This window comes from Amycolatopsis sp. NPDC114478 (assembly GCF_055633805.1).
Map to the genome: position 1 here is coordinate 794,499 of NZ_JBVKDO010000002.1, position 22,472 is coordinate 816,970.

Here is a 22,472-nt window from a genome sequence, read left to right on the forward strand (position 1 = left end):
CTCACATGCCGGCGCGCTCGAAGGCCAGCGTCGGCAGGTCCACCGCGTGGGCGCCGCCGTCCGCGACGAGCACCGCGCCCGTGATGTACGACGACTCCGCCGAGCCCAGGAACCGGACGACCGCCGCGATCTCCTCGGGCTCGGCGGGGCGGCGCAGCGGGACCTCCGCCGTCACCCGGCGGTAGCCCTCGTCGTGGCCGCCGGTGAAGCCGGCCGCCGCGGCGAACTGGTCCATCTCGCCGTCGGCCATCGGCGTGCGGACCCAGCCCGGGCAGACCGCGTTCGCGCGCACGCCCTTCGGCCCGAAGTCGCGGGCGATCGAGCGGGTCAGGCCGATCAGCGCGTGCTTGGCGACGGTGTACCCGGCGACGTTCGGCCCGGCGAACAGCCCGGCCAGCGACGACACCACGACGACCTGCCCGCCGGTCTCGACCAGCGACGGCAGCGCGGCCCGGCAGAGCACGAACGCGCTGGAGAGGTTCGAGCGCAGGGCCAGCTCCCACTCGTCGTCGCCGGTGTCGACGACCGACGAGAGGCCGTGGCCGCCGGCGTTGGCGACCACGACGTCGAGCCGCCCGAACTTGCCGATGATCTCGGCGACCGCGGTTTCGGCGTCGTCGCGGACGCTCGCGTCGCAGATGATGACCTGCGCGCCGGTCTCCGCGGCGACCTTCTCGAGGGGTTCGCGACGCCGTCCCAGCACGACGACGTGCGCGCCCTCGCCCGAGTAGCGCCGCGCGACCGCCGCGCCGATGCCGGTGCCGCCGCCGGTGACGGCGACGACCCTGTTCGGTGTGTCCACTGTGGATCCTTTCCTAGGCGGGGAAGGCCGAGCGGGCCGACATCCCGAAGTCGGCCAGCAGGGCTTGGCCGTTGACCGGCCGGGACGCGGGGGACGCGAGGAAGAGCACCTGGCGGGCGACGTCCTCGGCGGCCTGGACGGGGAAGGCGGGGTCGTCGAGGAGGTCCCCGAGGTCGCCGCGCGCCATCGGGGTGTCGACGACCGACGGGCAGACGCAGTTGACGCGGATGCCGGGGACTTCGACGGAGAGGGCCCGGGTCAGGGCGACGACGGCGCCTTTGGAGGCGCAGTAGGGCACCATGCCGGGCGCGGCGGTGAAGGCGGAGTCGCTGCCGAGCAGGACGACCGAGCCGCCGTCGGCCAGGTGCGGAAGCGCGTGCTTGACCAGCAGGAACGGGCCGGTGACGTTGACGGCGAGGACGGCGGCGACGTCGCCGGCGGTGGTTTCGGCGAGGGGCTTGCCGACGGGCCCCGAGACCCCGGCACAGCCGACGACGACATCGAGCCCGCCGAGGTGCCGGGCGAGGGTTTCGACGGCGGCGGCGAAGGCGCGTTCATCGGTGACATCGGCGCGGGCGAACGCGAGGCCGGGTTCGGCGGGATCGCCCGCGACCTCCGCGCGGGCGAACTCGATCCCAGGCTCGGAGCCGGAGTCGGCCATCCCGGCCGAACCGGCGACCGAGCCCGAGGAGCGGCCGGCCGGTGCCGGCTCGGAACCGCGATCCGCCGCCCCGGCCACCAAGCCCGGTGAGCGGTCGCCGCGCGCCGGCTGCGAACCGCGGCCCGCCGCCCCGCCCCAGGGCCCCGCGGCCCGGTCGATCACCCCGACCCGCGCCCCTTCCGCCCGAAACGCCCGCACGCACGCCAGCCCGATGCCCGACGCCCCGCCGGTCACCAGGACCGCCTTGCCGGCCAGTTCCCATCCCATGCGCCCATCCTCACCGCCGGCGGCGCACCCGCGGTTGGCGTCGAGCGCAGCCTTGTTGTCCGCCGCCGCACGGGTGATTCCGCGCGACCGCGAAGCGCGCGAGACTGCCCAGGGTGAGCACGCCGCACCCCCTCGCCCCGCTGACCGCCGCAGAGCTGTCCGCCGGGCGCGCCCTCCTCGCCGACGCCGGGCTCGTCACCGACGCCGTCCGGTTCCCGCAGGTCGTGCCCCTCGAACCCGCCAAGGCCGACGTCCGCGCGGGCACCGGGACCCGGCGGATCCGCTACACCCTCCTCGACACCGCCACCGGCGAATCGGGCGAGGCCGTCGTCGACGTCACCAAGAGCGAGGTCGGCTGGGCCGGCTGGACCGACGAACCCGGCCAGCCGTCCTACCTCTTCGAAGAGTACGAACTCGCCGAGCAGCTGACGAAGGCGTCCGCGGGCTGGCAGGCCGCGATGGCCCGCCGCGGCCTCGGCGACCGGATCGACCACGCCTTCTGTGCGCCGCTGGCCCCCGGCCATTTCGGCCGCGAGGACGAGACCGGCCGCGTCATGCGCTCGCTGACCTTCCTGCGCGAGGACGAAGGCGACAGCCCCTGGGCCCACCCGGTCGAAGGCCTGATCGTGCACCTCGACCTGACCCGGCGGGAAGTCCTGCGCGTCGAGGACGAGGGCGACGTCCCGGTCCCGGCCGAGCACGGCCGCTACACCGGCGTCGCGGCCCGGACGACGCAGCGGCCGATCGAGATCACCCAGCCCGACGGCCCGAGCTTCGCCGTCGACGGCACCGAGGTGACCTGGGAGGGCTGGCGGCTGCGCGTCGGGTTCAACTCCCGCGAAGGCCTCACCCTGCACCAGGTGAGCTTCCAGGACCGGCCGGTCCTGTACCGGGCCTCCGTCCCGGAGATGGTGGTCCCGTACGGGGACGTCGCGCCCGGCCGGTTCTGGATCAGCTACTTCGACGCCGGTGAGTACCAGTTCGGCAAGAACGGCAACGACCTGCGTCTCGGCTGCGACTGCGTCGGCGAGATCCGCTACCTCCCGGCCTGGGTCGCCGACGACCACGGCGAACCCGTCGAAATCCCGCGCGCGGTCTGCCTGCACGAAGAGGACGACGGCATCCTCTGGAAGCACACCGACCTCGCCGGGACGCCGGAGGTGCGCCGCTCGCGCCGGCTGGTCGTCTCCTCGATCTCGACCATCGGCAACTACGACTACGGCCACTACTGGTACTTCCACCTCGACGGCTCGATCGAGTTCGAGGCGAAGGCCACCGGCATCGTCTTCTGCGGCGCCGGCATCCCCGGCCGGGAGCAGCCGCACGCCACCGAGCTCGCGCCCGGCCTGTTCGCGCCGGTGCACCAGCACCTCTTCTGCGCCCGGCTCGACGTCGGGGTCGACGGTGAGCGCACCAGCCTGCACGAGGTCGACGTCGTGGGGGTGCCGACCGGCCCCGACAACCCGTACGGCAACGCGTTTACCTGGCGGAGCACCCCGCTCCGGACCGAAAGCGAGGCTCAGCGGCACGCCGACCCGGCCCACGCCCGCGTCTGGGAAGTCCGCGGCGCGGAGCGGGTGAACCGGCTCGGCAAGCCGACCGCCTACCAGCTCGTCCCGCGTCCGTCGGCGACGCTGCTGGCCCAGCCCGAAGCGTCCGTGCACGCGCGAGCCACCTTCGCGACGCAGCACCTCTGGGCGACGCCGTACCGCGACGACGAGCGCTACCCGGCCGGCGAGCGGCCCAACGCCCACCCCGGCGGCGCGGGCCTGCCCGCGTGGACCGCCGCGGACCGCGACCTCGTCGACGCCGACCTCGTGCTCTGGCACGTCTTCGGGCCGACGCACGTCCCCCGGCCGGAGGACTGGCCGGTGATGCCCGTCGACAAGTCCGGCTTCCTGTTCCGGCCGGCCGGCTTCTGCGACCGCAACCCCGCGCTCGACCTGCCGTCGGGCGACCACTGCGACCACTGAGGAAAAATGACTCTCTCGGACACCTCCACCTGGCTCCCGCTCGACGGTCTCGCGCCCGGCTTCGACGCGAACAAGGCGCCGGCCGTCGACGACCTGCGGGGCCGCGAATTCGTCCTGCGCGACGACAACGGACCCCTTCACACCTGGACCGGAACGGACGCCGACGAAACGTTCCTCGTGGACGACGGCCTCTACTACGTCCAGGTCCGGCCCGCGGATCGCGAGGCGGTGTCGCTCTTCCTGGACCTGCGCGACGGCCGCGCGCTGGTCGTCACCACGACGATCGGCGACCACGGCACCCCGCGCGTCACCCAGGAGTTCCGGCCCGCGACCATCGACGGGTACGACGTCCGCGGCGAGGCGATGGCCCCGAGCACCGCGCTGATCGGCCGCCGCGTGCTGTGGGTGTACAGCGCCGAACACGCCTACGAGCACGTCTACCTCAGCCCGCACTGGTACACGTGGCAGTGCCTGGCCGGGCCCGAGCGCGGGCTGGCCGACACGGACGAGAACACCGTCTACCGGCTGCGGCCCGGCATCCACGTGTTCGCCTGGCGGGAGAAGGTCATCCCGTGCGCGTCGGTGACGGTCGCCGACCACCGCGATGCCCGCGCCTTGCGCTCGCACGGCGTCCTCTTCGGACTCGACGCCACCGGTGAGCAGCCGACGCACTTCACCTTCGGCGCCCACGGACGGTTGCTGAGCACCACCGTCCATCCGGGACCGTACGACCCGGCGGAGGGCTGAGCGGTGGCCGCCGACCTCGTCCTCACCAACGCAGTTGTGTACACAGTGGACGCCGCGCGGCCGTGGGCGTCCACAGTGGCCGTCGCCGGAGGCGAGATCATCGCCTCTACGGAGATCGGCCCGGACACCGAGGTGCGCGACCTCGGCGGCGCGTTCGTCATGCCGGGGCTGGTCGACGTGCACAACCACCACGCGATGGCCGGGCGCGCGGACCTGTTCGAACTCACCTTCGGCGCCGACGCGGGCTTCGACGACATCCTCGCCGCGGTCCGCGTCCGGGCCGCCTCGCTCGGCCCGGACGAGTGGCTGACCGGCGGTGCCTGGGCGTCCACCCTGGTCTCGCGGCTGTCCACTGCGGCCGCCCGGCGCGCGCTCGACGACGCCGCGGGCGGGCGGCCGGTGGCGCTGACCGACGACAGCCGCCACAACCGCTGGGTGAGCAGCCGCGCACTGGAGCTGGCCGGGATCACCGCGGCCACGCCGGACCCCGCCGGCGGCGTCATCGTGCGGGACGGCGACGAGCCGAGCGGCCTGCTGCTGGAGGCCGCGGGCGTGCTCGTCGAGCGGGTGACCGGCGAGCTGACGCCCGAGCAGCACCGCCGAGCGTCGCGGCGCGCGATCGAGATCCTGCACGGGTTCGGCGTCACCGCGTTCCAGGACGCCGGGGTCTCGACCGACATCCTCGGCGCGCTCAAAGCCCTCGACGACGAGGGCGAACTGGCCGCGTGGGTCGTGTCGTCGCTGCTCGTCAACGACCCGATCTTCGGGTTCGACCCGGTCGGCGCGCCGCTGCTGGAGGTCGCCGGCCGCTACCGCAGCAAGCACCACCGGCCCGACTTCGTGAAGATCTTCCTGGACGGCGTTCCGCCGACGCGCACGGCGGCGTTCCTCGAGCCGTACCTGCCCGACGACGTCCACGGCGGCTGCTTCCACGGCTCGACGACCATGCCGCCGGACGAGCTGACCGGGTGGCTGCTCACCGCGGCCGACGCGGGCTTCTCGGCGAAGGTCCACTGCACCGGCGACGCGTCGGTGCGGCAGTTCCTCGACGCGGTCGAGCAGGTGCGGGCCGCCGGGTACGCGAGCACGCGGTTCCAGGTGGCACACGGGCAGTTCGTGCACCCGGACGACCTCCCGCGGTTCGCGGCGCTCGGCGTGGCGGCCGACATTTCGCCGTTCCTCTGGGTGCCGGGTGTGATCCCGGACGCGATCGCGGAGGTGCTACCCGCAGCGCGAGCGTACCGGATGCAGCCGAACCGGACGCTGCTGGACACGGGCGCGCTGGTCGCGGGCGGCTCGGACTGGCCGGTCAGCGAGTCCCCGAACGCGTGGGAGGGCATCGCGGGCCTGGTGACGCGCGAGGACCCGCACGGCAGGCGACCGGGGGCGCTGTGGCCGGAGCAGGCGATCACCCTGGCCGAGGCGATCGAAGCGTTCACCCAGGGCGGGGCGCGGGCGTGCGGCCTCGACGACGTGACGGGGTCACTGACCCCGGGCCGGTCGGCGGACTTCGTGGTGCTGGACCGGAATCCGTTCCGGACTTCCGAGGTCGCCGAGACGCAGGTGGTCGAGACGTGGTTCGCGGGGAAGCGGGTGTTCGCCCGCTAGCTGAGCTAGCCACCGAGGATGAACTTCGCCGCCTGCTCGCCCACCAGGACCGCCGGGGCGTTGGTGTTGCCCGTCGTCACGCGGGGCAGCACCGACGCGTCCGCTACGACCAGCCCGTCGAGCCCGTGCACGGCCAGCCGCGGGTCCACGACCGCTTCGGCGTCGGTGCCCATGCGGCAGGTGCCGACCTGGTGGTGGTACGTGATCGCCGTCCGGCGGACGTACTCGCGGACGTCGTCTTCCGGGGTGGGATACAACTGCCGCGCACCCCATTCCGAAGCCAGGGCCGATGCCCGGCCGACCTCGAGGCACTGCTCCACCGACGCCACCAGGCTCGCGAAATCTTCCGGCGACGACAGCGCGGCCAAGTCGATCAGCGGTGAACCGTCCGGGGCCAACCGCAGACTGCCCCGACTCGAGGGCGACACCATCCCGGCCATCAGCGAGAACCCCGTCGGCGGCCCGGACATCCACGGCTCGTACATCGGCACGCTGAAGCAGATCGGCTGCGTGTCCGGCACCGCCAACCCCGCACGGCTGCGCCAGAACCAATGCACCTGCGTCACCGAACGTCCGGAAACCGGCGGCTCGACCTCGCGCGAAGTCGTGAAGATGACCGGTGACAGCAGGTGATCGTGCAGGTTCCGCCCCACGCCGGGCAGGTCCGCGACGACGTCGATGCCGAGCGCGCGCAGCTCGTCCGCCGGGCCGACGCCGCTGCGCAGCAGGATCGCGGGCGACGCCAGCGCGCCCGCGGCGAGCACCACCAGGTCCGCCGAAAGCTCCCGCACCACGCCGTCGATCGAAGCCACCACCCCGGTCGCGCGGGAACCCGAGAAGACCAGCCGGTGCACCAACGCTCCCGTGTGGACGGTCAGTCGCGAGGCCACCGGAAGACCGTAGGCGTGCCACGTGGTCAAGCGCCGGCCGTCGCGCGCGGTGATCCGCTCGACGGACACGCCGTCCAGGGTCCCGCTGTTGTAGTCCGGGTTCAGCGGCAACCCGGCCGATACGCAGGCGTCCACTATGGACTGCTGGACCGGGTGCAGCGGCTCGTTCGGGACGACCTCCAGGAGGTCCTTCTCGATCCGGGCGAACACCGGCTCGACGTCGGCCCAGGTCCAGCCGGGCAGGCCCCAGCCGTCGTAGTCGGCGGGCGCGCCGCGGACCCAGATCATCGCGTTGAGCGCGTGCGACCCGCCCAGCACCTTGCCGCGCGGCAGGTGCAGCCGGCGGCCGCCCGCGTGCGGCTGCGGGACCGTGTACAGGTCCCAGTCCTCGGGACCGTGCCACAGTTCCCCGGCCCGCGCGGGGTCGTGGATGGCGGGGTTCCCGTCGGGACCACCCGCTTCGAGCAGGGTCACCGCCGCGCCCGCGTCGGCCAGCCGCCGCGCCACCACCGAGCCGGCCGAGCCGGCGCCCACCACGATCACGTCCATGCGCCCCAGCCTGACGCGCGCCCGGCCGGGCGGGACGCATCCTTTCGCGGCCGGTCAACGGGCATGCGTGAGCGGACAAGACCCGCGGCCGCCGGGCGCCGGATACTCGGCTCACCGAAGGCCGAGGAGGAACCCGGGATGGCGACACGCCTGTGCATCGACGGACAGTGGACCGAGGCCGGCGGCGGTGCCCTCCCCACGCGTGACCCCGCCACCGGCCGGGTGCTCGAAGAGGTCGGCACCGCGTCGAAGGCCGACGTCGACGCGGCCGTCGCGGCCGCCCGGCGCGCGCTGAGCGCCCCGGAGTGGGCCGGGCTGCTCCCGGTCCGCCGCGCCGCTCTGCTGTTCCGGCTGGCCGAACTCATCGAGCGGCACCACGAAGAGCTGGCCCGCCTGGAAACGCTCGACCAGGGCCAGCCGATCGGGGTGTCCCGGCAGGTGAGCGTGACCGGCGCGGCGGAGCACTTCCGTTACTTCGCGGGCTGGGTCACGAAGCTGCAGGGCACCACGAACCCGGTGTCCTTCCCGGACACCCTGCACTACACGCGCCGCGAGCCGGTCGGCGTGAACGCCCTGATCACGCCGTGGAACTTCCCGCTGATGATCCTCGCGTGGAAGCTCGCCCCGGCGCTCGCCACCGGCAACACGGTGGTGATCAAGCCCAGCGAGGTCACGCCGCTCACCAGCATCCGGCTGGTCGAGCTGGTCCACGAAGCCGGGATCCCGGCGGGGGTGGTCAACCTCGTCACCGGCGACGGCGCGGTCGGCGCCCTGCTGACCGGGCACGCGGACGTCGACCACGTCTCCTACACCGGCTCGACGGCGGTCGGGAAGCTGATCACCGCGGCGAGCGCGGCGTCCAACCTCAAGCGGCTCACCCTCGAACTCGGCGGCAAGGCGCCCAGCATCATCGCGGCCGACGCCGACATCGACGCCGCCGTCGCGGGCAACCTCGCCGGCGCGACGCTCAACACCGGCCAGGTCTGCGCCGCTTACACGCGTTTCTACGTCGACCGCAAGCGCGAGCAGGAGTTCGTCGAGAAGCTGGCGCGCGGCCTCGAGGGCCTGCGGCTCGGCCCGGGCACCGACGAGGCCACCCAGCTCGGCCCGCTGGTGTCGGCGAAGCACCGCGAGCACGTCGACTTCCTCGTCGGGACCGGCCGCGAGCAGGGCGCCGACCTGGTCACCGGCGGCACCCCGGTCGACGGCGACGGCTACTTCTACACCCCGACGCTGTTCGCCGGCGTCCGCGACGACATGGCCATCATGCGTGAGGAGATCTTCGGCCCGGTCCTCGCCGTGACGCCTTACGACGACGGTGACGAGCTCCTCGGCCGCGCCAACGACACGGAGTACGGCCTGGCCGCGACGGTCTGGACCCGCGACCTGCGCACGGCCCAGCGGTACGCCGACGGCATCCGCGCGGGCGCGGTGTTCGTCAACATGCCGCCGATCCCGGACATGGCCGCGCCGTGGGGTGGCTACAAAGCGTCCGGCTGGGGCCGCGAGATGGGGCCGTGGGCCCTCGACGCCTACACCGAGGTCAAGTCCGTCTGGCTCCACTACGGCGGCTGAAGGGGGGTTTCCCCACGCCGCAGATCGTATATCATTTGAGATACCTTCTCCGAACCGGCAGGCAGGACCACCGATGACGCCCCTCCCGCAGCGGCCCGGCAAGATCATCGCGCTGCACCTCAACTACCGCTCCCGCGCCGCCCAGCGCGGCCGGGTGCCGGAGCAGCCGTCGTACTTCCTCAAGCCCCCGACGTCGGTCGCGGCGAGCGGAACCGCGCTCGAACGGCCGACGGGCACCGAGCTGCTGGGCTTCGAAGGCGAGATCGCGCTGGTCATCGGCCGCACCGCCCGCCGCGTCTCCCCCGCCGACGGCTGGTCGTACGTCGGCGGCGTCACGGCCGCCAACGACTTCGGCGTCTACGACCTCCGGTACGCCGACAAGGGCAGCAACCTCCGGTCGAAGGGCGGCGACGGCTTCACCCCGCTCGGCCCGGCGGTGCTGCCCGCCGCGAACGTCGACCCGGCCGCACTGCGGCTGCGGACGTGGCTGAACGGCGAACTCGTCCAGGAGGACACCACCGGCGATCTGCTCTTCGGCTTCGGGCGGCTGATCGCCGACTTGTCCCAGCTGATCACCCTCGACCCCGGCGACGTCGTCCTGACCGGCACCCCCGCGGGCGCGTCGGTCGCCGTCCCCGGCGACGTCGTCGAAGTCGAGGTCGACACCGCCGGGCACACCACCGGCCGGCTCGTCACGCCGATCACCGAGGGGACCGTCCCCTTCGGACCGTACGGCGCACTCCCCCGCGTGGACGAGCGGCAGCGGGCCGACGCCTACGGAACGTCCACACCGGACTTCACGCTGACCGCGGACCTCAAGCGGCGCATCGAATCCGTCGGCACCGCGACGCTGTCCGCCCAGCTGCGCAAGCGCGGCTACAACGCGGTATCGATCGACGGCCTGACGTCCACCCGGCCCGGCGCCCGGCTGACCGGCCGCGCGCGGACCCTGCGTTACCTGCCCTACCGCGAGGACCTGTTCAAGGAACACGGCGGCGGCTACAACGCGCAGAAGCGCGCGATCGACAGCCTCGGCCCGGGCGACGTCCTGGTCATGGAAGCCCGCGGGGAACGCGGCACCGGCACCGTCGGCGACATCCTCGCGCTGCGGGCGCAGGTGCGCGGCGCGGCCGGCATCGTCACCGATGGCGGCGTCCGCGACCTGGCCGCGGTGTCCGCTTTGGACATTCCCACCTACCACGCAGGGCCGCACCCGGCGGTGCTCGGCCGGCGGCACGTGCCGTGGGACGTCGACGTCGCGATCGCCTGCGGTGGCGCGGCCGTCTGCCCCGGTGACGTGATCGTCGGGGACGGTGACGGCGTCCTGGTCATCCCGCCGGACCTCGTCGAATCGGTCGTCGACGCGGCGATCGAGCAGGAGCTGCAGGAGACGTTCATCGCCGAGCAGGTCGCCGGGGGCGAGCGCGTCGAAGGCCTCTACCCGATGGACGAGCACTGGCGGGGGAGGTACGCCGCATGGCTCGCGAAGCGGTGAACGGCACCGCGCCGAGCAAGTCGCGGATCGCCTACGAGTGGATCAAGGCCCGGATCGCCGACGGCACCTTCTCCCCCGGCTACCGGCTCGTCCTCGGCCAGCTCGCGCAGGAACTCGGCGTCAGCGTCGTACCCATCCGGGAAGCCATCCGGCTCCTCGAAGCCGAAGGGCTGGTCACGTTCGAGCGGCACGTCGGCGCGCAGGTCGCGATGGTCGACGAACGCGAGTACCAGCACACGATGCAGACCCTCGCGCTCGTCGAGGGCTACGCCGCCGCGCTCGCCGCGCCGGTGCTCCCACCCGGCGCGCTGGGCGAGGCGCGGGCGCTGAACGCCGAACTGGCGGACTGCCTCGGGCACTTCGAGCCGGCCCGGTTCACCGCGCTCAACCGCGACTTCCACGCCGTGCTGTTCGGCGCCTGCCCCAACCCGCAGGTCCTCGACCTCGTCCGGCGCGGCTGGGACCGGCTGAGCGGCCTGCGCACCTCGACGTTCAGCTTCGTCCCCGGCCGCGCCCGCCAGTCCGTGGCCGAGCACGAGCACATCCTCGGCCTGCTCGACGCCGGCGCCCCGGCCGCCGACGTCGAACAGGCCGTCCGCGCCCACCGGCTGGCCACCCTGGACGCGTTCCTCGCCCACCGCCGCCCCTGAACCCGGAAGGACCCCCATGCGCTTCCGCTCTGATCCCCAGGCCATCCGCGGGTCGATCGCGCCGCTGATGACGCCGTTCACCGCCGACGGCGCCGTCGACCACGCCGGCCTGACGAACCTGGTGCGCTGGCAGCTCGCGGCCGGCTCGCACGGCATCTCGATCGGCGGCTCCACCGGCGAACCCGGTTCCCAGACGGTCGCCGAACGCGCCGAGGCGATCCGCGCCGTGGCCGCCGAGGTCGGCGACCGCGTCCCGTTCGTGCCGGGCACCGGTTCGGCGAAGCTCGACGAAACCCTGGAGCTGACGGCGCTGGCCCGCGACGCCGGGATCGACGCGGCGCTGGTCATCACCCCGTACTACGCGCGCCCGACGCAGGACGCGCTGTTCGTCTGGTACCGCACGGTTTGCCGCGAGTTCCCCGACCTGCCGATCGTCGCCTACAACGTGCCGAGCCGGACCGCGGTCGACCTCGCGCCGCAGACGGTCGCGAAGCTGTACCGCTCGTGCGACAACTTCGTCGGGATCAAGGAGACGACGAAGGACTTCGAGCACTTCTCCCGCGTGCTGCACCTGTGCGGCCGCGAGCTGCTGGTGTGGTCCGGGATCGAGCTGCTCTGCCTGCCGCTGCTGGCCCTCGGCGGGGCCGGGTTCGTCAGCGCGACGGCCAACATCGCGCCGGCCGCCTGCGCGGAGATGTACACCGCGTGGCAGTCCGGCGACCACGAACGCGCGCGGGAGATCCACTACGGCCTGCACCCCCTGGTCGACCTGCTGTTCGTCGAGACCAACCCGGCGCCCGGCAAGTGGGTGCTGGAGCAGCGCGGGCTGATCGCCTCCGGGCACGTGCGGCCGCCGCTGATCACGCCGAGCGAGTCCGGCGTCGCGCGGATCACCGAGCTGATGACCGAAGGCGCGAAGTACCTGTCGCCGACCGAAGGCTTCACCGTGAAGGGGAAGGCATGACCCACTACGTCCCGGAAGGACTGCCGGGCGAGCTGAAGCACTACATCGGCGGTGAGCTCGTCGACAGCGTCTCGGGCAAGACGTTCGACGTGCTCGACCCGGTGTCCAACACCCCGTACGTCACCGCGGCCGCGGGCCAGGCCGAGGACGTCGACCGGGCCGTCGCCGCGGCGCGCACGGCGTTCACCGACGGGCCGTGGCCGCGGATGCTGCCGCGGGCCCGCGCGCGGATCCTGAACAAGATCGCCGACGCCGTCGAGGCGCAGGACGCCCGGCTCGCCGAGCTGGAGACGTTCGACACCGGTCTGCCGATCACCCAGGCCCTCGGGCAGGCGCAGCGCGCGGCCGAGAACTTCCGGTTCTTCGCCGACCTCGTCGTCGCGCAGGCCGACGACACCTACCAGGTGCCCGGGCGGCAGGTCAACTACGTGCACCGCAAGCCGGTCGGCGTCGCCGGGCTGATCACGCCGTGGAACACGCCGTTCATGCTGGAGAGCTGGAAGCTCGCGCCGGCGCTGGCGTCGGGCTGCACGGTCGTGCTCAAGCCGGCCGAGTTCACGCCGCTGTCGGCGAGCCTGTGGGCGCGGATCTTCGCCGATGCGGGGCTTCCGGAAGGGGTTTTCAACCTGGTCAACGGCTTCGGCGAGGAGGCGGGCGACGCGCTCGTCAAGCACACGGACGTGCCGCTGATCTCGTTCACCGGCGAAACCACGACCGGGCAGACGATCTACCGCAACTGCGCGGCGCACCTCAAGGGCATGTCGATGGAGCTGGGCGGCAAGTCCCCGGCGATCGTGTTCGCCGACGCCGACCTCGACGCCGCCCTGGACTCGACGCTGTTCGGCGTGTTCTCCCTCAACGGCGAACGCTGCACCGCGGGCAGCCGGATCCTCGTCGAGCGCCCGATCTACGACGAGTTCTGCGCCCGGTACGCCGAACGGGCGGCTAACATCGTCGTCGGCGATCCGCACGACCCGGCCACCGAAGTCGGCGCGCTGGTCCACCCCGAGCACTACGCGAAGGTGATGCGGTACGTCGAGCTGGGCAAGTCCGAAGGCCGGCTGCTCGCCGGCGGCGGACGTCCGTCCGGTTCGGACAGTGGCAACTACGTGGCGCCGACGGTGTTCGCCGACGTGCCGTCGTCCGCGCGGATCTTCCAGGAGGAGATCTTCGGGCCGGTCGTCGCGCTGACGCCGTTCGACACCGAAGCCGAGGCCTTGGCCCTGGCCAACGACGTCAAGTACGGGCTGGCGGCCTACCTGTGGACGTCGGATCTCACGCGGGCGCACACCTTCGCGCAGGCCGTCGAAGCCGGGATGGTCTGGCTGAACTCGCACAACGTCCGCGATTTGCGGACGCCGTTCGGCGGCGTCAAGGCGTCCGGCCTCGGTCACGAGGGCGGCTACCGCTCGCTCGACTTCTACACCCACCAGCAGGCCATCCACGTCTCGCTCGGGCCGGTCCACACGGCCCGGTTCGGCAGTGGCCGGAAGGGACAGTCATGACCGCGACCCCGCCGGACGTCCTCCGCTGCGCGTACGCCGAACTCGTCGTCACCGATCTCGCCGCGTCGCGGGCGTTCTACGTCGACGTGCTCGGTCTCGTCGTCACGCACGAGGATGCCGAGGCGTTGTACCTGCGGGCGTTCGAGGAGTACCTGCACCATTCGCTGGTGCTGCGCAAGGGGTCCACGCCCGCGCTGGCCGTGCTGGGCTACCGCGTCCGGAGCGAGGCCGATCTCGACCTGGCGGAGGCGTACTACCGCTCGCTGGGCTGCCGGGTGGAGCGAAGGGCGGCGGGTGCGACGCGCGGGATCGGCGAGGCCGTGCGGGTCATCGACCCGCTCGGGTTCCCGGTCGAGTTCTTCCACGAGGCCGAGCACGTCGAGCGGTTCACCCAGCGCTACGACGTCCACGGCGCCGGGGCACTGTCGCGTTTGGACCACTTCAACCTGGACACCCCCGACGTCCCGGCGGCCCGGAAGTACTACGAGGGCCTCGGTTTCCGCGTGTCGGAGGACATCCAGGACGACGAGGGCACGGTGTACGCGGCGTGGATGTTCCGCAAGCCGACGGTCCACGACGTGGCGTTGACCGGCGGCGACGGCCCGCGGCTGCACCACATCGCGTTCGCGTCGCACGAACGGCACCAGATCCTGCACATCTGCGACCACCTCGGCGCGCTGCGCAAGCCGGGCACGATCGAGCGCGGTCCGGGCCGGCACGGCGTCTCGAACGCGTTCTACCTCTACGTCCGGGACCCCGACGGCCACCGCGTCGAGATCTACACCCACGACTACTACACCGGCGACCCGGACAACCCGGTGATCACGTGGGACGTCCACGACAGCCAGCGCCGCGACTGGTGGGGCAACCCCGTGGTGCCGAGCTGGTACACCGACGCTTCGGTGGTGCTGGACCTGAGCGGCGAAGTCCAGCCCGTCGTCGAACGGGCCGAGCCACGCGAAGCCGACGTCACCGTCGGCGCGGATGGGTTCTCCTTCAGCGCCGGGGAGGCGGAGTTCAAGCTAGGCGAGCAGGTCTGAGAACCATTTCCGCGAGCGGTCCAGGATGTCGATCTGGTGAGCGCGCTCGCGGGGTGAGTGGTTCTCGCGCGGGTAGACGACGAACTCGTGGTGCCGGTCGCCGAGGGCGTGGTGCAGGAGTTCGGCCTGCGACAGCGGGACGTTGGTGTCGCCCTCGCCGTGCAGGATGAGGACGGGCGTGCGGATGCGGTGGGCGTGGGTGATCGGGCTGTTCTCCCGGCCGCCCAGCGCCGCTTCGAAAAGTGAGTGCTCGCCGGTCGCGGCCAGGAGCGGCCAGTCGATGACGCCGGCGCCGACCACGGCCGCTTTGAACCGGTCGGTCTGCGTGACCGCCCAGGCGGCGAAGAACCCGCCGTGGCTCCAGCCGCCGATGCCGAGCCGGGCTTCGTCGGCGACACCGTCTTCGACGAGGAGGTCGATGCCGGTGAGGACGTCGGTGAGCTCCGCACCGCCGACGTCCCCGGCGACGCTGGCCGCGAAGGCGTGACCGTGGCCCATTCCGCCGCGTGCGTTCGGGAGGAACACCGCGAACCCGGCGGCGGCGAGCCACTGGCCGGACGGGTACCAGCCGAGGTGGAAGCGGTCGGCGTAGCGGTCGTACGGGCCACCGTGGACGAGGGTGATGAGCGGGAACGGGCCGTCGGCCTGCGTTTTGCCGGGCGGCAGGATCAGGAGGCCGTCGAGATCCAAGCCGTCCGAGGCCTGGTAGGCCAGCCGGTGCTGGGTGCCCCAGGTTCCCAGTGACGCCGGAGCGCTGACGCGTTTCAAGCTGTGCGGCGCACCGGCGTGGATCTCTTCGGGCTCGGTCCCCCTGCTCACGACCAGCGCGATCGTGCCGCCGTCCCGGCTCGCCGTGAGGGACGTGCCGTGGACCTGCGTCACATGGGCGAAGGCCAACTCGCCGGGGTCGAGGCGGCGGAGGGTGGTGTCCAGGCCTTCGGCGAAGAGGGCCAGGGGTGGGCCGGCGTCGACTTGGACGAGTTCGATCGGGCAGAGGGTCAGGTCGGCGGTACGGTTCTCGCCGTTGTCGAAGACGGCGGTGCCGCCGATGAGGCCCGGCGGGGTCAGGCCGAGGTGGGCGAGGTGCCATGCGGTGCCGTCGTGCCACCAGGCCGGGTCGGACGCTTCGAGGGCAGGGGTGGCTTGGTCGTCGGTCTCGCCGGTGGCGACGTCGACGAAGTGCAGGCCGGGTTCGAAGACACCGGGCGCGCGATCGGCGCAGGCCCAGGTGAGGACGGCGAGGGTGGTCCCGTCCGGCCGGGCGACGACTTCGCGGACGTGTCGGCGGCCGAGATGGCCGAGGGGTTCGACGGCGGAGGTGCCGAGGTCGAGCCGCCAGAGCCGGTCGGGGCGGTCCCCGGTGTCCCAGCGCTCTGGCGGGTCTTCGGGTTCGCCGCTCGGCAGTTCCGCCGGAGTCCGCGTGCTCACAGCGCGCGGGACGGTCCGCACCCGCGGATCACCCAGCCGTTCCTCGGGATCCGGCGCGATCATCACCACCTGACCCGGCAGCGGGACGTGGCTGCTGATGCCCACGGGCCAGTCGGTGAGCTGCTCGGAAGCGCCGTCGCCGAGCCCGATCCGGTAGAGCTGCGCCGTTCCCCGCACGGCTCGATCCGACAGGAAGAACACCGCACCCGAGTCGGGAGCCCACCGCGGCGCGTGGTTCTCCGCGGCCACACCGGCCGCCAGCTCCCGCGGCGCCGCTCTGCCGTCGGACGGGACCAGCCACAACTCGCTCACCGGGTGTTTCCCGGTCCGGCCCACCGGTGCGGTCAGGTGGACCACCCACCGGCCGTCCGGGGAGATCCGCGGATCACGCGGCACTTTCCGGTCCACCACGGTTTCCGCTTTCAGCACCCGACCCAGTGTGCCGCAAGCGGGGGTCAGCCGGGGGCGAGCGTGCCCAGCAGTTCCTCGTGCCGGCCAGGTTCGCGGAGTTCCGGGGCTTCGAGGGTTCCGGCGTCGGGGTCGTCGGCGCGGATCGCCGCCAGGAAGCGGGCCACCGTGCGGGGCTCCGGGAGCACTTCGCCGCCGAGGTAGGACAGCACCGTCGCGCCGCCGGCGTCTTCGACCGCCGCCGCCCAGCCGTTCGCCTCGTCCCAGACCAGGGCCAGGTCGTGTTCGGGGAACCGGCTCAAGCGCCAGTCGAGCGCGATGTACGCCGCCGCGGGCGTGCCCGCGTCCAGCGTGCAGGACTCCAGCCCGACCCCCACCGCGCGGGCCACCGCGGCGACGTACCCGCGCAACCCCCGCTCGAAGGAGAACTCCGTGTCCCGCCCGAAATCGATCAGGATGCTCAACGCCGCCTCGCTTTCCCCGTCCCGCCGCGGGATCCCCGCGGTCCGAGCGCCGGATACCCGCCACCGCCCCGATCAACCCCCGACGATCGTATGTCGTCAATCCGGCGACATCCATCTTGTCATCGTTTCGATGACATGTTAGAACGGTGGTACCAGCACACCACCGAGAAAGGTTCCGTCCCCCCGTGACCGCATCGATCGCCCTGCCGACCGGTTACCAGCACCCCGCCGTCCCGGCGCTGCTCGACTACCTGCGCGAAGTCACCGCCGAGCTCGGGATCGGCCTCGAGTCGTGCACCCTCGACCACGACACGCCGCTGTCGGCGTACGTCGCCCTCGACACGCGGCTGCCGCACTACCCCGACCGCGACGTCGCGCTCCTCTGGGACGAGGAACGCGGCTGGGCGGCGGCGGTCGAGACGCACTCCGGCGAAGACCTGATCGTCCTGCGCTACCTGGGCGGGCCGACGGTGGCCCCGGCGCCGCGGCGGGTCGCGCGGTTCGTCACCGCGCTGCACGAGGACGACCACACCGTCGGCCGCCCCGACCCCGTCGGGCTGCGGTCCGCGGACGACGCCGGGCTCGCCGACCTCCTGCGCCGGTCATGACGCTCCCCCTGCCCGAGAGCTTCGCCCTCACCCTGCGCGGCTACGACCGGGACCAGGTCGACGAGCGGATCGACGAGCTGCTCACCGAGATCCGCCTGCTCACGGCCGACCGCGACGCCGCGATCGCCGAAGCGGAGAACCTCGCGCGGCGGCTCGAACAGGCCCGCTCCGACAACGCCGCGTTGCGGGCCCGCGCCGACCGCCTGTGCCGGACCCCCGCCGATCCGGCCGCCGTCGGGGACCGCGTCCGGCACCTGCTCGAACTGGCCCACGCCGAAGCGGACGGCGTCGTCGCCGCGGCCCGGCAACGAGCCGCCGCGATCGTCCGCGAAGCCGAGGAAACGGCGGCCCGCAGGCTCGAGGACGCCCGGGTCCGCGCGGCCGGCGAAGTCGATTACGCCCGGCGCCGCGCCGAGCACCTGGCGGCCGTCGAACGCCGGACCGCCGACCGGCTGCGGAAGATCGACGCGTTCCTGGCCGAAGCGGCAGAACTCCTCCAGGCGGACACCACGCTGCACGCCGTCGCCTGACTCGTTCCCACCAGCCGGGACGCGCCGGGAGACCTCGCCCGGGAGGCACGGTGCGCCCGCCGTCGGCGTGAGGCAGGATCGAAGCGTGACCATCGATCAGGCCGGGGTGCCCCAAGCCCCGCCGTTCCCCGAACACGAAGCCCGCGTCGACGCGCTGCGGCGGCAGCTCACCGCCATCGCCGGCGAAGCGACCGTCCGGCTCGCGAAGCGGACTTCCAACCTCTTCCGCTCCCGGGCCGCCGCGAAGCACCCCGGACTGGACGTCTCCGGCTTCACCCACGTGCTGCGCGTCGACCCCGAAACCCGCACCGCCGACGTCGAAGGGATGGTCACCTACGAACAGCTCGTCGACGCCACCCTGCCGCACGGCCTGATGCCGCTGGTCGTCCCGCAGCTGAAGACCATCACCCTCGGCGGCGCGGTCACCGGCCTCGGCATCGAGTCCTCGTCGTTCCGCAACGGCATGCCGCACGAGTCCGTGCTCGAGCTCGAAGTGCTCACCGGGGACGGCCGGATCGTCGTCGCCACGCCGGACAACGAGCACCGGGACCTCTTCCGCGGCTTCCCCAACTCCTACGGCACCCTCGGCTACGCGCTGCGCCTGAAGATCCTGCTCGAACCGGTCAAGCCGTTCGTCGAGCTCCGGCACGTCCGGTACCACGACCGGGACACCTACTTCCGCGCCCTCACCGAAGCCTGCGACAGCGGCGAGCACGACTTCGTCGACGGCACGGTCTTCGGCCCGGACGAGCTCTACCTGACCCTGGCGAGCTTCACCGACACCGCGCCGGCGACCAGCGACTACACCTGGCTGGACATCTACTACCGCTCGATCCAGCGCCGCGAAACCGACCACCTCACCGTCCGCGACTACCTCTGGCGCTGGGACACCGACTGGTTCTGGTGCTCGCGCGCGTTCGGCGTCCAGCACCGGCTGCCGCGGCTGCTGCTCGGCCGCCGGTTCCTGCGCTCCTCGGTGTACTGGAAGGCCGTGGCGCTCGACCGCCGGTTCAAGATCGCCCAGCGGCTGCTCAAGCTGCGGCGCCTCCCGCCGGAGGAGACGATCGTGCAGGACATCGAGGTGCCCGTCGGCCGGGCCGCGGAGTTCCTCGAGTTCTTCGAACGGGAGATCCCGATCAGCCCGGTCTGGATCTGCCCCCTGCGCCAGCGCCCCGGCGGCGTGCGCTGGCCGCTCTACGAGCTGGACCCCGAAGCGCTGTACGTCAACTTCGGGTTCTGGTCGGCCGTCCCGCTCGACCCCGGCGAGCGCGACGGCGTGCACAACCGGATGATCGAAGCCGAGGTCACCCGGCTGGGCGGCCACAAGTCGCTCTACTCGGACAGCTTCTACGCCGAGGACGAGTTCTGGCGGCTCTACAACGGCGACACCTACCGGGACCTCAAGCGGACCTACGACCCGGCCGGGCGGCTGCTCGGCCTCTACGAGAAATGCGTCCGCCGCCGGTGAAAGGAACGAACGTGACCCAGGCAAGCATCCCGGTCGGCGAGGTCTTCGAGCGCCTGCTCGGCCCCCGCGCCACCGTGTCGATCACCGCCTACGACGGCAGCAGCAGCGGTCCGGCCGACGCGCCGGTCGCGATCCAGGTCCGCTCGCCGCTGGCCCTGGACTACCTGATGTCCTCCCCCGGTGACCTCGGCCTCGCCCGCGCGTACGTCGCGGGCGCGCTCGACGTCACCGGCGACCTCTACACGGCGCTGCACGCGCTGGCGGCCCAGGTCGACCAGCTCAGCCCGGCCGACCGGCTGTGGCTGCTGCGCAAGCTCGGCCCGCGCCACCTGCGCGTGGTCAAGCCGCCCGCCGAGGAGCACCCGAGCCGGTTCCGGCGCGGGCTGACCGCGCTGCGGCACTCGAAGGGCCGCGACAGCGAGGCCATCGCCAGCCACTACGACGTGTCCAACCGGTTCTACGAGCTGGTGCTCGGCCCGTCGATGGCCTACACCTGCGCGGTCTTCCCGGAAGCCGACGCCACGCTGGAGGAGGCGCAGTACCACAAGTTCGACCTGGTCTGCCGCAAGCTCGGCCTCCAGCCCGGCATGAAGCTGCTCGACGTCGGCTGCGGCTGGGGCGGCATGGTCGCCCACGCCGTCCGGCACTACGGCGTCGAGGCGCTCGGGGTCACCCTGTCGCGGGAACAGGCGCAGTGGGCGCAGAAGAACATCGTCGCCCTCGGGCTGGCCGACCGCGCCGAGATCCGCCACCTCGACTACCGGGACGTCACCGAGACGGGGTTCGACGCGATCTCCTCGATCGGCCTCACCGAGCACATCGGCGCCCGCAACGTGCCGGGCTACTTCCGGTTCCTCGCGGAGAAGCTCAAGCCGCACGGCCGGCTGCTCAACCACTGCATCACCAACCCGGACTCGAGCGTCGCCCACCGGTCGCGCGGGTTCATCGACCGGTACGTCTTCCCGGACGGCGAGCTCGAGGCCCCCGGCGAGCTCATGACGGCCATGCACGACGCCGGGCTGGAGGTCCGCCACTCGGAGAACCTCCGCGAGCACTACGCGCTGACCCTGGCCGGCTGGTGCGCCAACCTCGACGAACACTGGGACGAAGCCGTCTCCGAGGCCGGTGCCGGGCGCAGCCGCGTGTGGGCGCTCTACCTGGCAGCTTGCCGGCTGGCCTTCGAACGCCGCGAGATCGAACTGCACCAGATCCTCGGGGTGCGGACCGACCGCGAGGGCGGGATGGGCATGCCGCTGCGCCCCGATTGGGGAGTTTGACCACCGGGGCTTGGCCGGGCGGGGGCGGTGATGGGATAATGGTCGCGAGACCGGGCGTCCGAACGGGGCGTCCAGGCTCACTACAAAGAGTAGGTATTGGTATGGCTCAGGGCAGTGTCAAGTGGTTCAACGGCGAAAAGGGCTTCGGCTTCATCGCCCAGGATGGCGGGGGCCCGGACGTGTTCGTCCACTACTCCGAGATCCAGGGCACCGGCTTCAAGTCCCTCGATGAGGGCCAGCGCGTGGAGTTCGAAATCGGCCAGGGCCAGAAGGGCCCGCAGGCCCAGCGCGTCAGCGTCATCTGAGCCACGAGGCACCGAAGGCCCTCGCCCCCCGGGGCGGGGGCCTTTCTCGTGCGCGCCCACACTGCGCGTTCACAACGATCGGGTAACCTTGGGGAGTCGAGAGCACCTCAGTACGCCGGCGTCCGGCCGGCCACACTCTCGCCTCCGGCTTCAGGGCCGATCGCCGGCAGGAGCGGCGACGCGCCCGGCCCTCTGATTGACCGCTGACCGCCCGGTGTTCACCCCCGGCCGTCCGCGCCCCGCGCGGCGAAGACTTCGAAACGAGAATCCATGACGACTTCCGCACCGGTGAGACCCACCCGTCCGGCTCCGAAACCCGTGCTCTCCGGCCGCCAGACGGTGGCCGAGCTGATCACCATCCGGACGTTCCTGCTGGTCCCGTTCCTCGCGCTCGCCGCGGCCGTCCCGGTGTTCTGGGGCTGGGGCGTCAGCTGGCTCGACCTCACCATCGGCGGAGCGTTCTTCGTGGTGTCGACCCTCGGCATCACCGTCGGCTACCACCGGTACTTCACCCACGGCGCGTTCCGCGCGAAGCGGGCGCTGCGGATCGCGCTGGCCATCGCCGGCGGTCTCGCCGCGCAGGGCCCGGTGATCGGCTGGGTCGCCGACCACCGCCGCCACCACGCCTTCTCCGACCGCGACGGCGACCCGCACTCGCCGTGGCTGTTCGGCACGTCCCCGGTCGCGCTGGCCCGCGGCTTCTGGCACGCCCACATGGGCTGGCTCTTCGGCCGGGACAAGACCAACGTCGACCGCTTCGCCCCCGACCTGGCGGCCGACCGCGACATGCGCGTCGTCGACCGGCTCTTCCCGCTGTGGGTCGTGCTGAGCCTGCTGCTCCCGCCGCTGCTCGGCGGCCTGATCACGCTGTCGTGGTGGGGCGCGCTGACCGCGTTCCTCTGGGCCGGCCTGGCCCGGATCTCGTTCCAGCACCACGTGACGTGGTCGGTGAACTCGGTCTGCCACATGATCGGCGAGCGCCCGTTCGCCAGCCGCGACCGGTCGGCGAACTTCTGGCCGCTGGCGATCCTGTCGATGGGCGAGTCCTGGCACAACACCCACCACGCGGACCCGACGTCGGCCCGCCACGGCGTGCTGCGCGGCCAGATCGACATCTCCGCGCGGGTGATCTGGGCGTTCGAGAAGCTGGGCTGGGCGTGGAACGTCCGCTGGCCCACCCCCAAGCGCCTGGCCGCGCTGGCCCGCTGACGAAAGCCCGCCGAAAGTCCTTGCCCCCGCGGGCCGTGCCGGGCGACCT

At 72.5% G+C, this 22,472-nt stretch carries 20 protein-coding genes; 15 read left to right on the plus strand and 5 right to left on the minus strand.

Annotated features, from left to right (window positions below; translation table 11 throughout):
* Window position 1: 1 nt before the first annotated feature.
* Both ACZ7OH_RS08320 and ACZ7OH_RS08325 read right to left on the minus strand, forming a co-directional pair.
* Window positions 2-802 (minus strand): SDR family NAD(P)-dependent oxidoreductase, encoded by an 801-nt coding sequence (locus ACZ7OH_RS08320; protein ID WP_470280227.1) that lies wholly within the window; start codon window positions 800-802, stop codon window positions 2-4.
* Between the two features lie 13 nt (window positions 803-815).
* Window positions 816-1,730: an SDR family NAD(P)-dependent oxidoreductase gene (locus tag ACZ7OH_RS08325; protein WP_470280228.1), complete on the minus strand. Its 915-nt coding sequence runs from the start codon at window positions 1,728-1,730 to the stop codon at window positions 816-818.
* A gap of 113 nt (window positions 1,731-1,843) precedes the next feature.
* Here ACZ7OH_RS08325 and ACZ7OH_RS08330 point away from each other — a divergent pair, with 113 nt between their 5' ends.
* From ACZ7OH_RS08330 to ACZ7OH_RS08340, 3 genes are read left to right on the plus strand one after another with little or no spacing between them, the layout of a single operon-like run.
* Window positions 1,844-3,703 carry a primary-amine oxidase gene (locus tag ACZ7OH_RS08330; RefSeq protein ID WP_470280229.1) on the plus strand — a complete coding sequence of 620 codons (1,860 nt, stop codon included), beginning with the start codon at window positions 1,844-1,846 and terminating at the stop codon, window positions 3,701-3,703.
* A 6-nt stretch (window positions 3,704-3,709) separates the two neighbouring features.
* A complete protein-coding gene (locus ACZ7OH_RS08335) occupies window positions 3,710-4,450 on the plus strand; it encodes a MoaF C-terminal domain-containing protein (RefSeq protein ID WP_470280230.1) in 741 nt (246 codons plus the stop codon).
* 3 nt (window positions 4,451-4,453) lie between these two features.
* Window positions 4,454-6,058, plus strand: a complete 1,605-nt coding sequence (locus ACZ7OH_RS08340; RefSeq protein ID WP_470280231.1) for an amidohydrolase — start codon at window positions 4,454-4,456, stop codon at window positions 6,056-6,058.
* A 5-nt stretch (window positions 6,059-6,063) separates the two neighbouring features.
* Here the strand turns inward: ACZ7OH_RS08340 and ACZ7OH_RS08345 are convergent, their stop codons facing one another.
* A complete protein-coding gene (locus ACZ7OH_RS08345; protein ID WP_470280232.1) occupies window positions 6,064-7,497 on the minus strand; it encodes a GMC family oxidoreductase in 1,434 nt (477 codons plus the stop codon).
* Window positions 7,498-7,635: 138 nt separating this feature from the next.
* On the opposite strand from ACZ7OH_RS08345, the gene ACZ7OH_RS08350 reads away from it, so the two are divergent.
* The 6 genes from ACZ7OH_RS08350 (at window position 7,636) to hpaD (ending at window position 14,726) form a co-directional block, all read left to right on the plus strand.
* Window positions 7,636-9,072 carry an aldehyde dehydrogenase family protein gene (locus ACZ7OH_RS08350; RefSeq protein ID WP_470280233.1) on the plus strand — a complete coding sequence of 479 codons (1,437 nt, stop codon included), beginning with the start codon at window positions 7,636-7,638 and terminating at the stop codon, window positions 9,070-9,072.
* 73 nt (window positions 9,073-9,145) lie between these two features.
* Window positions 9,146-10,567 carry a fumarylacetoacetate hydrolase family protein gene (locus tag ACZ7OH_RS08355; protein WP_470280234.1) on the plus strand — a complete coding sequence of 474 codons (1,422 nt, stop codon included), beginning with the start codon at window positions 9,146-9,148 and terminating at the stop codon, window positions 10,565-10,567.
* Window positions 10,549-11,217, plus strand: a complete 669-nt coding sequence (locus ACZ7OH_RS08360) for a GntR family transcriptional regulator (RefSeq protein WP_470280235.1) — start codon at window positions 10,549-10,551, stop codon at window positions 11,215-11,217. The genes ACZ7OH_RS08355 and ACZ7OH_RS08360 overlap by 19 nt, the downstream gene beginning before the upstream one ends.
* 16 nt (window positions 11,218-11,233) lie before the next feature.
* Window positions 11,234-12,181: a 4-hydroxy-tetrahydrodipicolinate synthase gene (gene dapA, locus ACZ7OH_RS08365; protein WP_470280236.1), complete on the plus strand. Its 948-nt coding sequence runs from the start codon at window positions 11,234-11,236 to the stop codon at window positions 12,179-12,181.
* Entirely contained in the window at window positions 12,178-13,686 is a 1,509-nt protein-coding gene (gene hpaE, locus ACZ7OH_RS08370) for a 5-carboxymethyl-2-hydroxymuconate semialdehyde dehydrogenase (protein WP_470280237.1), read from the plus strand. Before dapA ends, hpaE begins: the two co-directional genes overlap by 4 nt.
* A complete protein-coding gene (hpaD, locus tag ACZ7OH_RS08375) occupies window positions 13,683-14,726 on the plus strand; it encodes a 3,4-dihydroxyphenylacetate 2,3-dioxygenase (protein WP_470280238.1) in 1,044 nt (347 codons plus the stop codon). Before hpaE ends, hpaD begins: the two co-directional genes overlap by 4 nt.
* Here hpaD and ACZ7OH_RS08380 read toward each other — a convergent pair.
* Both ACZ7OH_RS08380 and ACZ7OH_RS08385 read right to left on the minus strand, forming a co-directional pair.
* Window positions 14,709-16,583, minus strand: a complete 1,875-nt coding sequence (locus tag ACZ7OH_RS08380) for a S9 family peptidase (protein ID WP_470280239.1) — start codon at window positions 16,581-16,583, stop codon at window positions 14,709-14,711. The two genes, hpaD and ACZ7OH_RS08380, sit on opposite strands and share 18 nt — an antisense overlap.
* A gap of 26 nt (window positions 16,584-16,609) precedes the next feature.
* Window positions 16,610-17,026 (minus strand): DUF6292 family protein, encoded by a 417-nt coding sequence (locus tag ACZ7OH_RS08385; protein WP_470280240.1) that lies wholly within the window; start codon window positions 17,024-17,026, stop codon window positions 16,610-16,612.
* Window positions 17,027-17,211: 185 nt separating this feature from the next.
* Here ACZ7OH_RS08385 and ACZ7OH_RS08390 point away from each other — a divergent pair, with 185 nt between their 5' ends.
* The 6 genes from ACZ7OH_RS08390 (at window position 17,212) to ACZ7OH_RS08415 (ending at window position 22,423) form a co-directional block, all read left to right on the plus strand.
* Window positions 17,212-17,634, plus strand: a complete 423-nt coding sequence (locus tag ACZ7OH_RS08390; RefSeq protein WP_470280241.1) for a DUF6292 family protein — start codon at window positions 17,212-17,214, stop codon at window positions 17,632-17,634.
* On the plus strand, window positions 17,631-18,164 hold the full coding sequence (locus ACZ7OH_RS08395) for a hypothetical protein (RefSeq protein WP_470280242.1): 534 nt from the start codon (window positions 17,631-17,633) through the stop codon (window positions 18,162-18,164). Before ACZ7OH_RS08390 ends, ACZ7OH_RS08395 begins: the two co-directional genes overlap by 4 nt.
* An 85-nt stretch (window positions 18,165-18,249) precedes the next feature.
* Window positions 18,250-19,632, plus strand: coding sequence for an FAD-binding oxidoreductase (locus ACZ7OH_RS08400; RefSeq protein ID WP_400906528.1), 1,383 nt, complete (start codon window positions 18,250-18,252; stop codon window positions 19,630-19,632).
* Window positions 19,614-20,909, plus strand: a complete 1,296-nt coding sequence (locus ACZ7OH_RS08405; protein ID WP_470280243.1) for a class I SAM-dependent methyltransferase — start codon at window positions 19,614-19,616, stop codon at window positions 20,907-20,909. The genes ACZ7OH_RS08400 and ACZ7OH_RS08405 overlap by 19 nt, the downstream gene beginning before the upstream one ends.
* 101 nt (window positions 20,910-21,010) lie before the next feature.
* Entirely contained in the window at window positions 21,011-21,214 is a 204-nt protein-coding gene (locus ACZ7OH_RS08410; RefSeq protein WP_086680104.1) for a cold-shock protein, read from the plus strand.
* A gap of 270 nt (window positions 21,215-21,484) precedes the next feature.
* Window positions 21,485-22,423, plus strand: coding sequence for an acyl-CoA desaturase (locus ACZ7OH_RS08415; protein WP_470280244.1), 939 nt, complete (start codon window positions 21,485-21,487; stop codon window positions 22,421-22,423).
* Window positions 22,424-22,472: the final 49 nt, after the last annotated feature.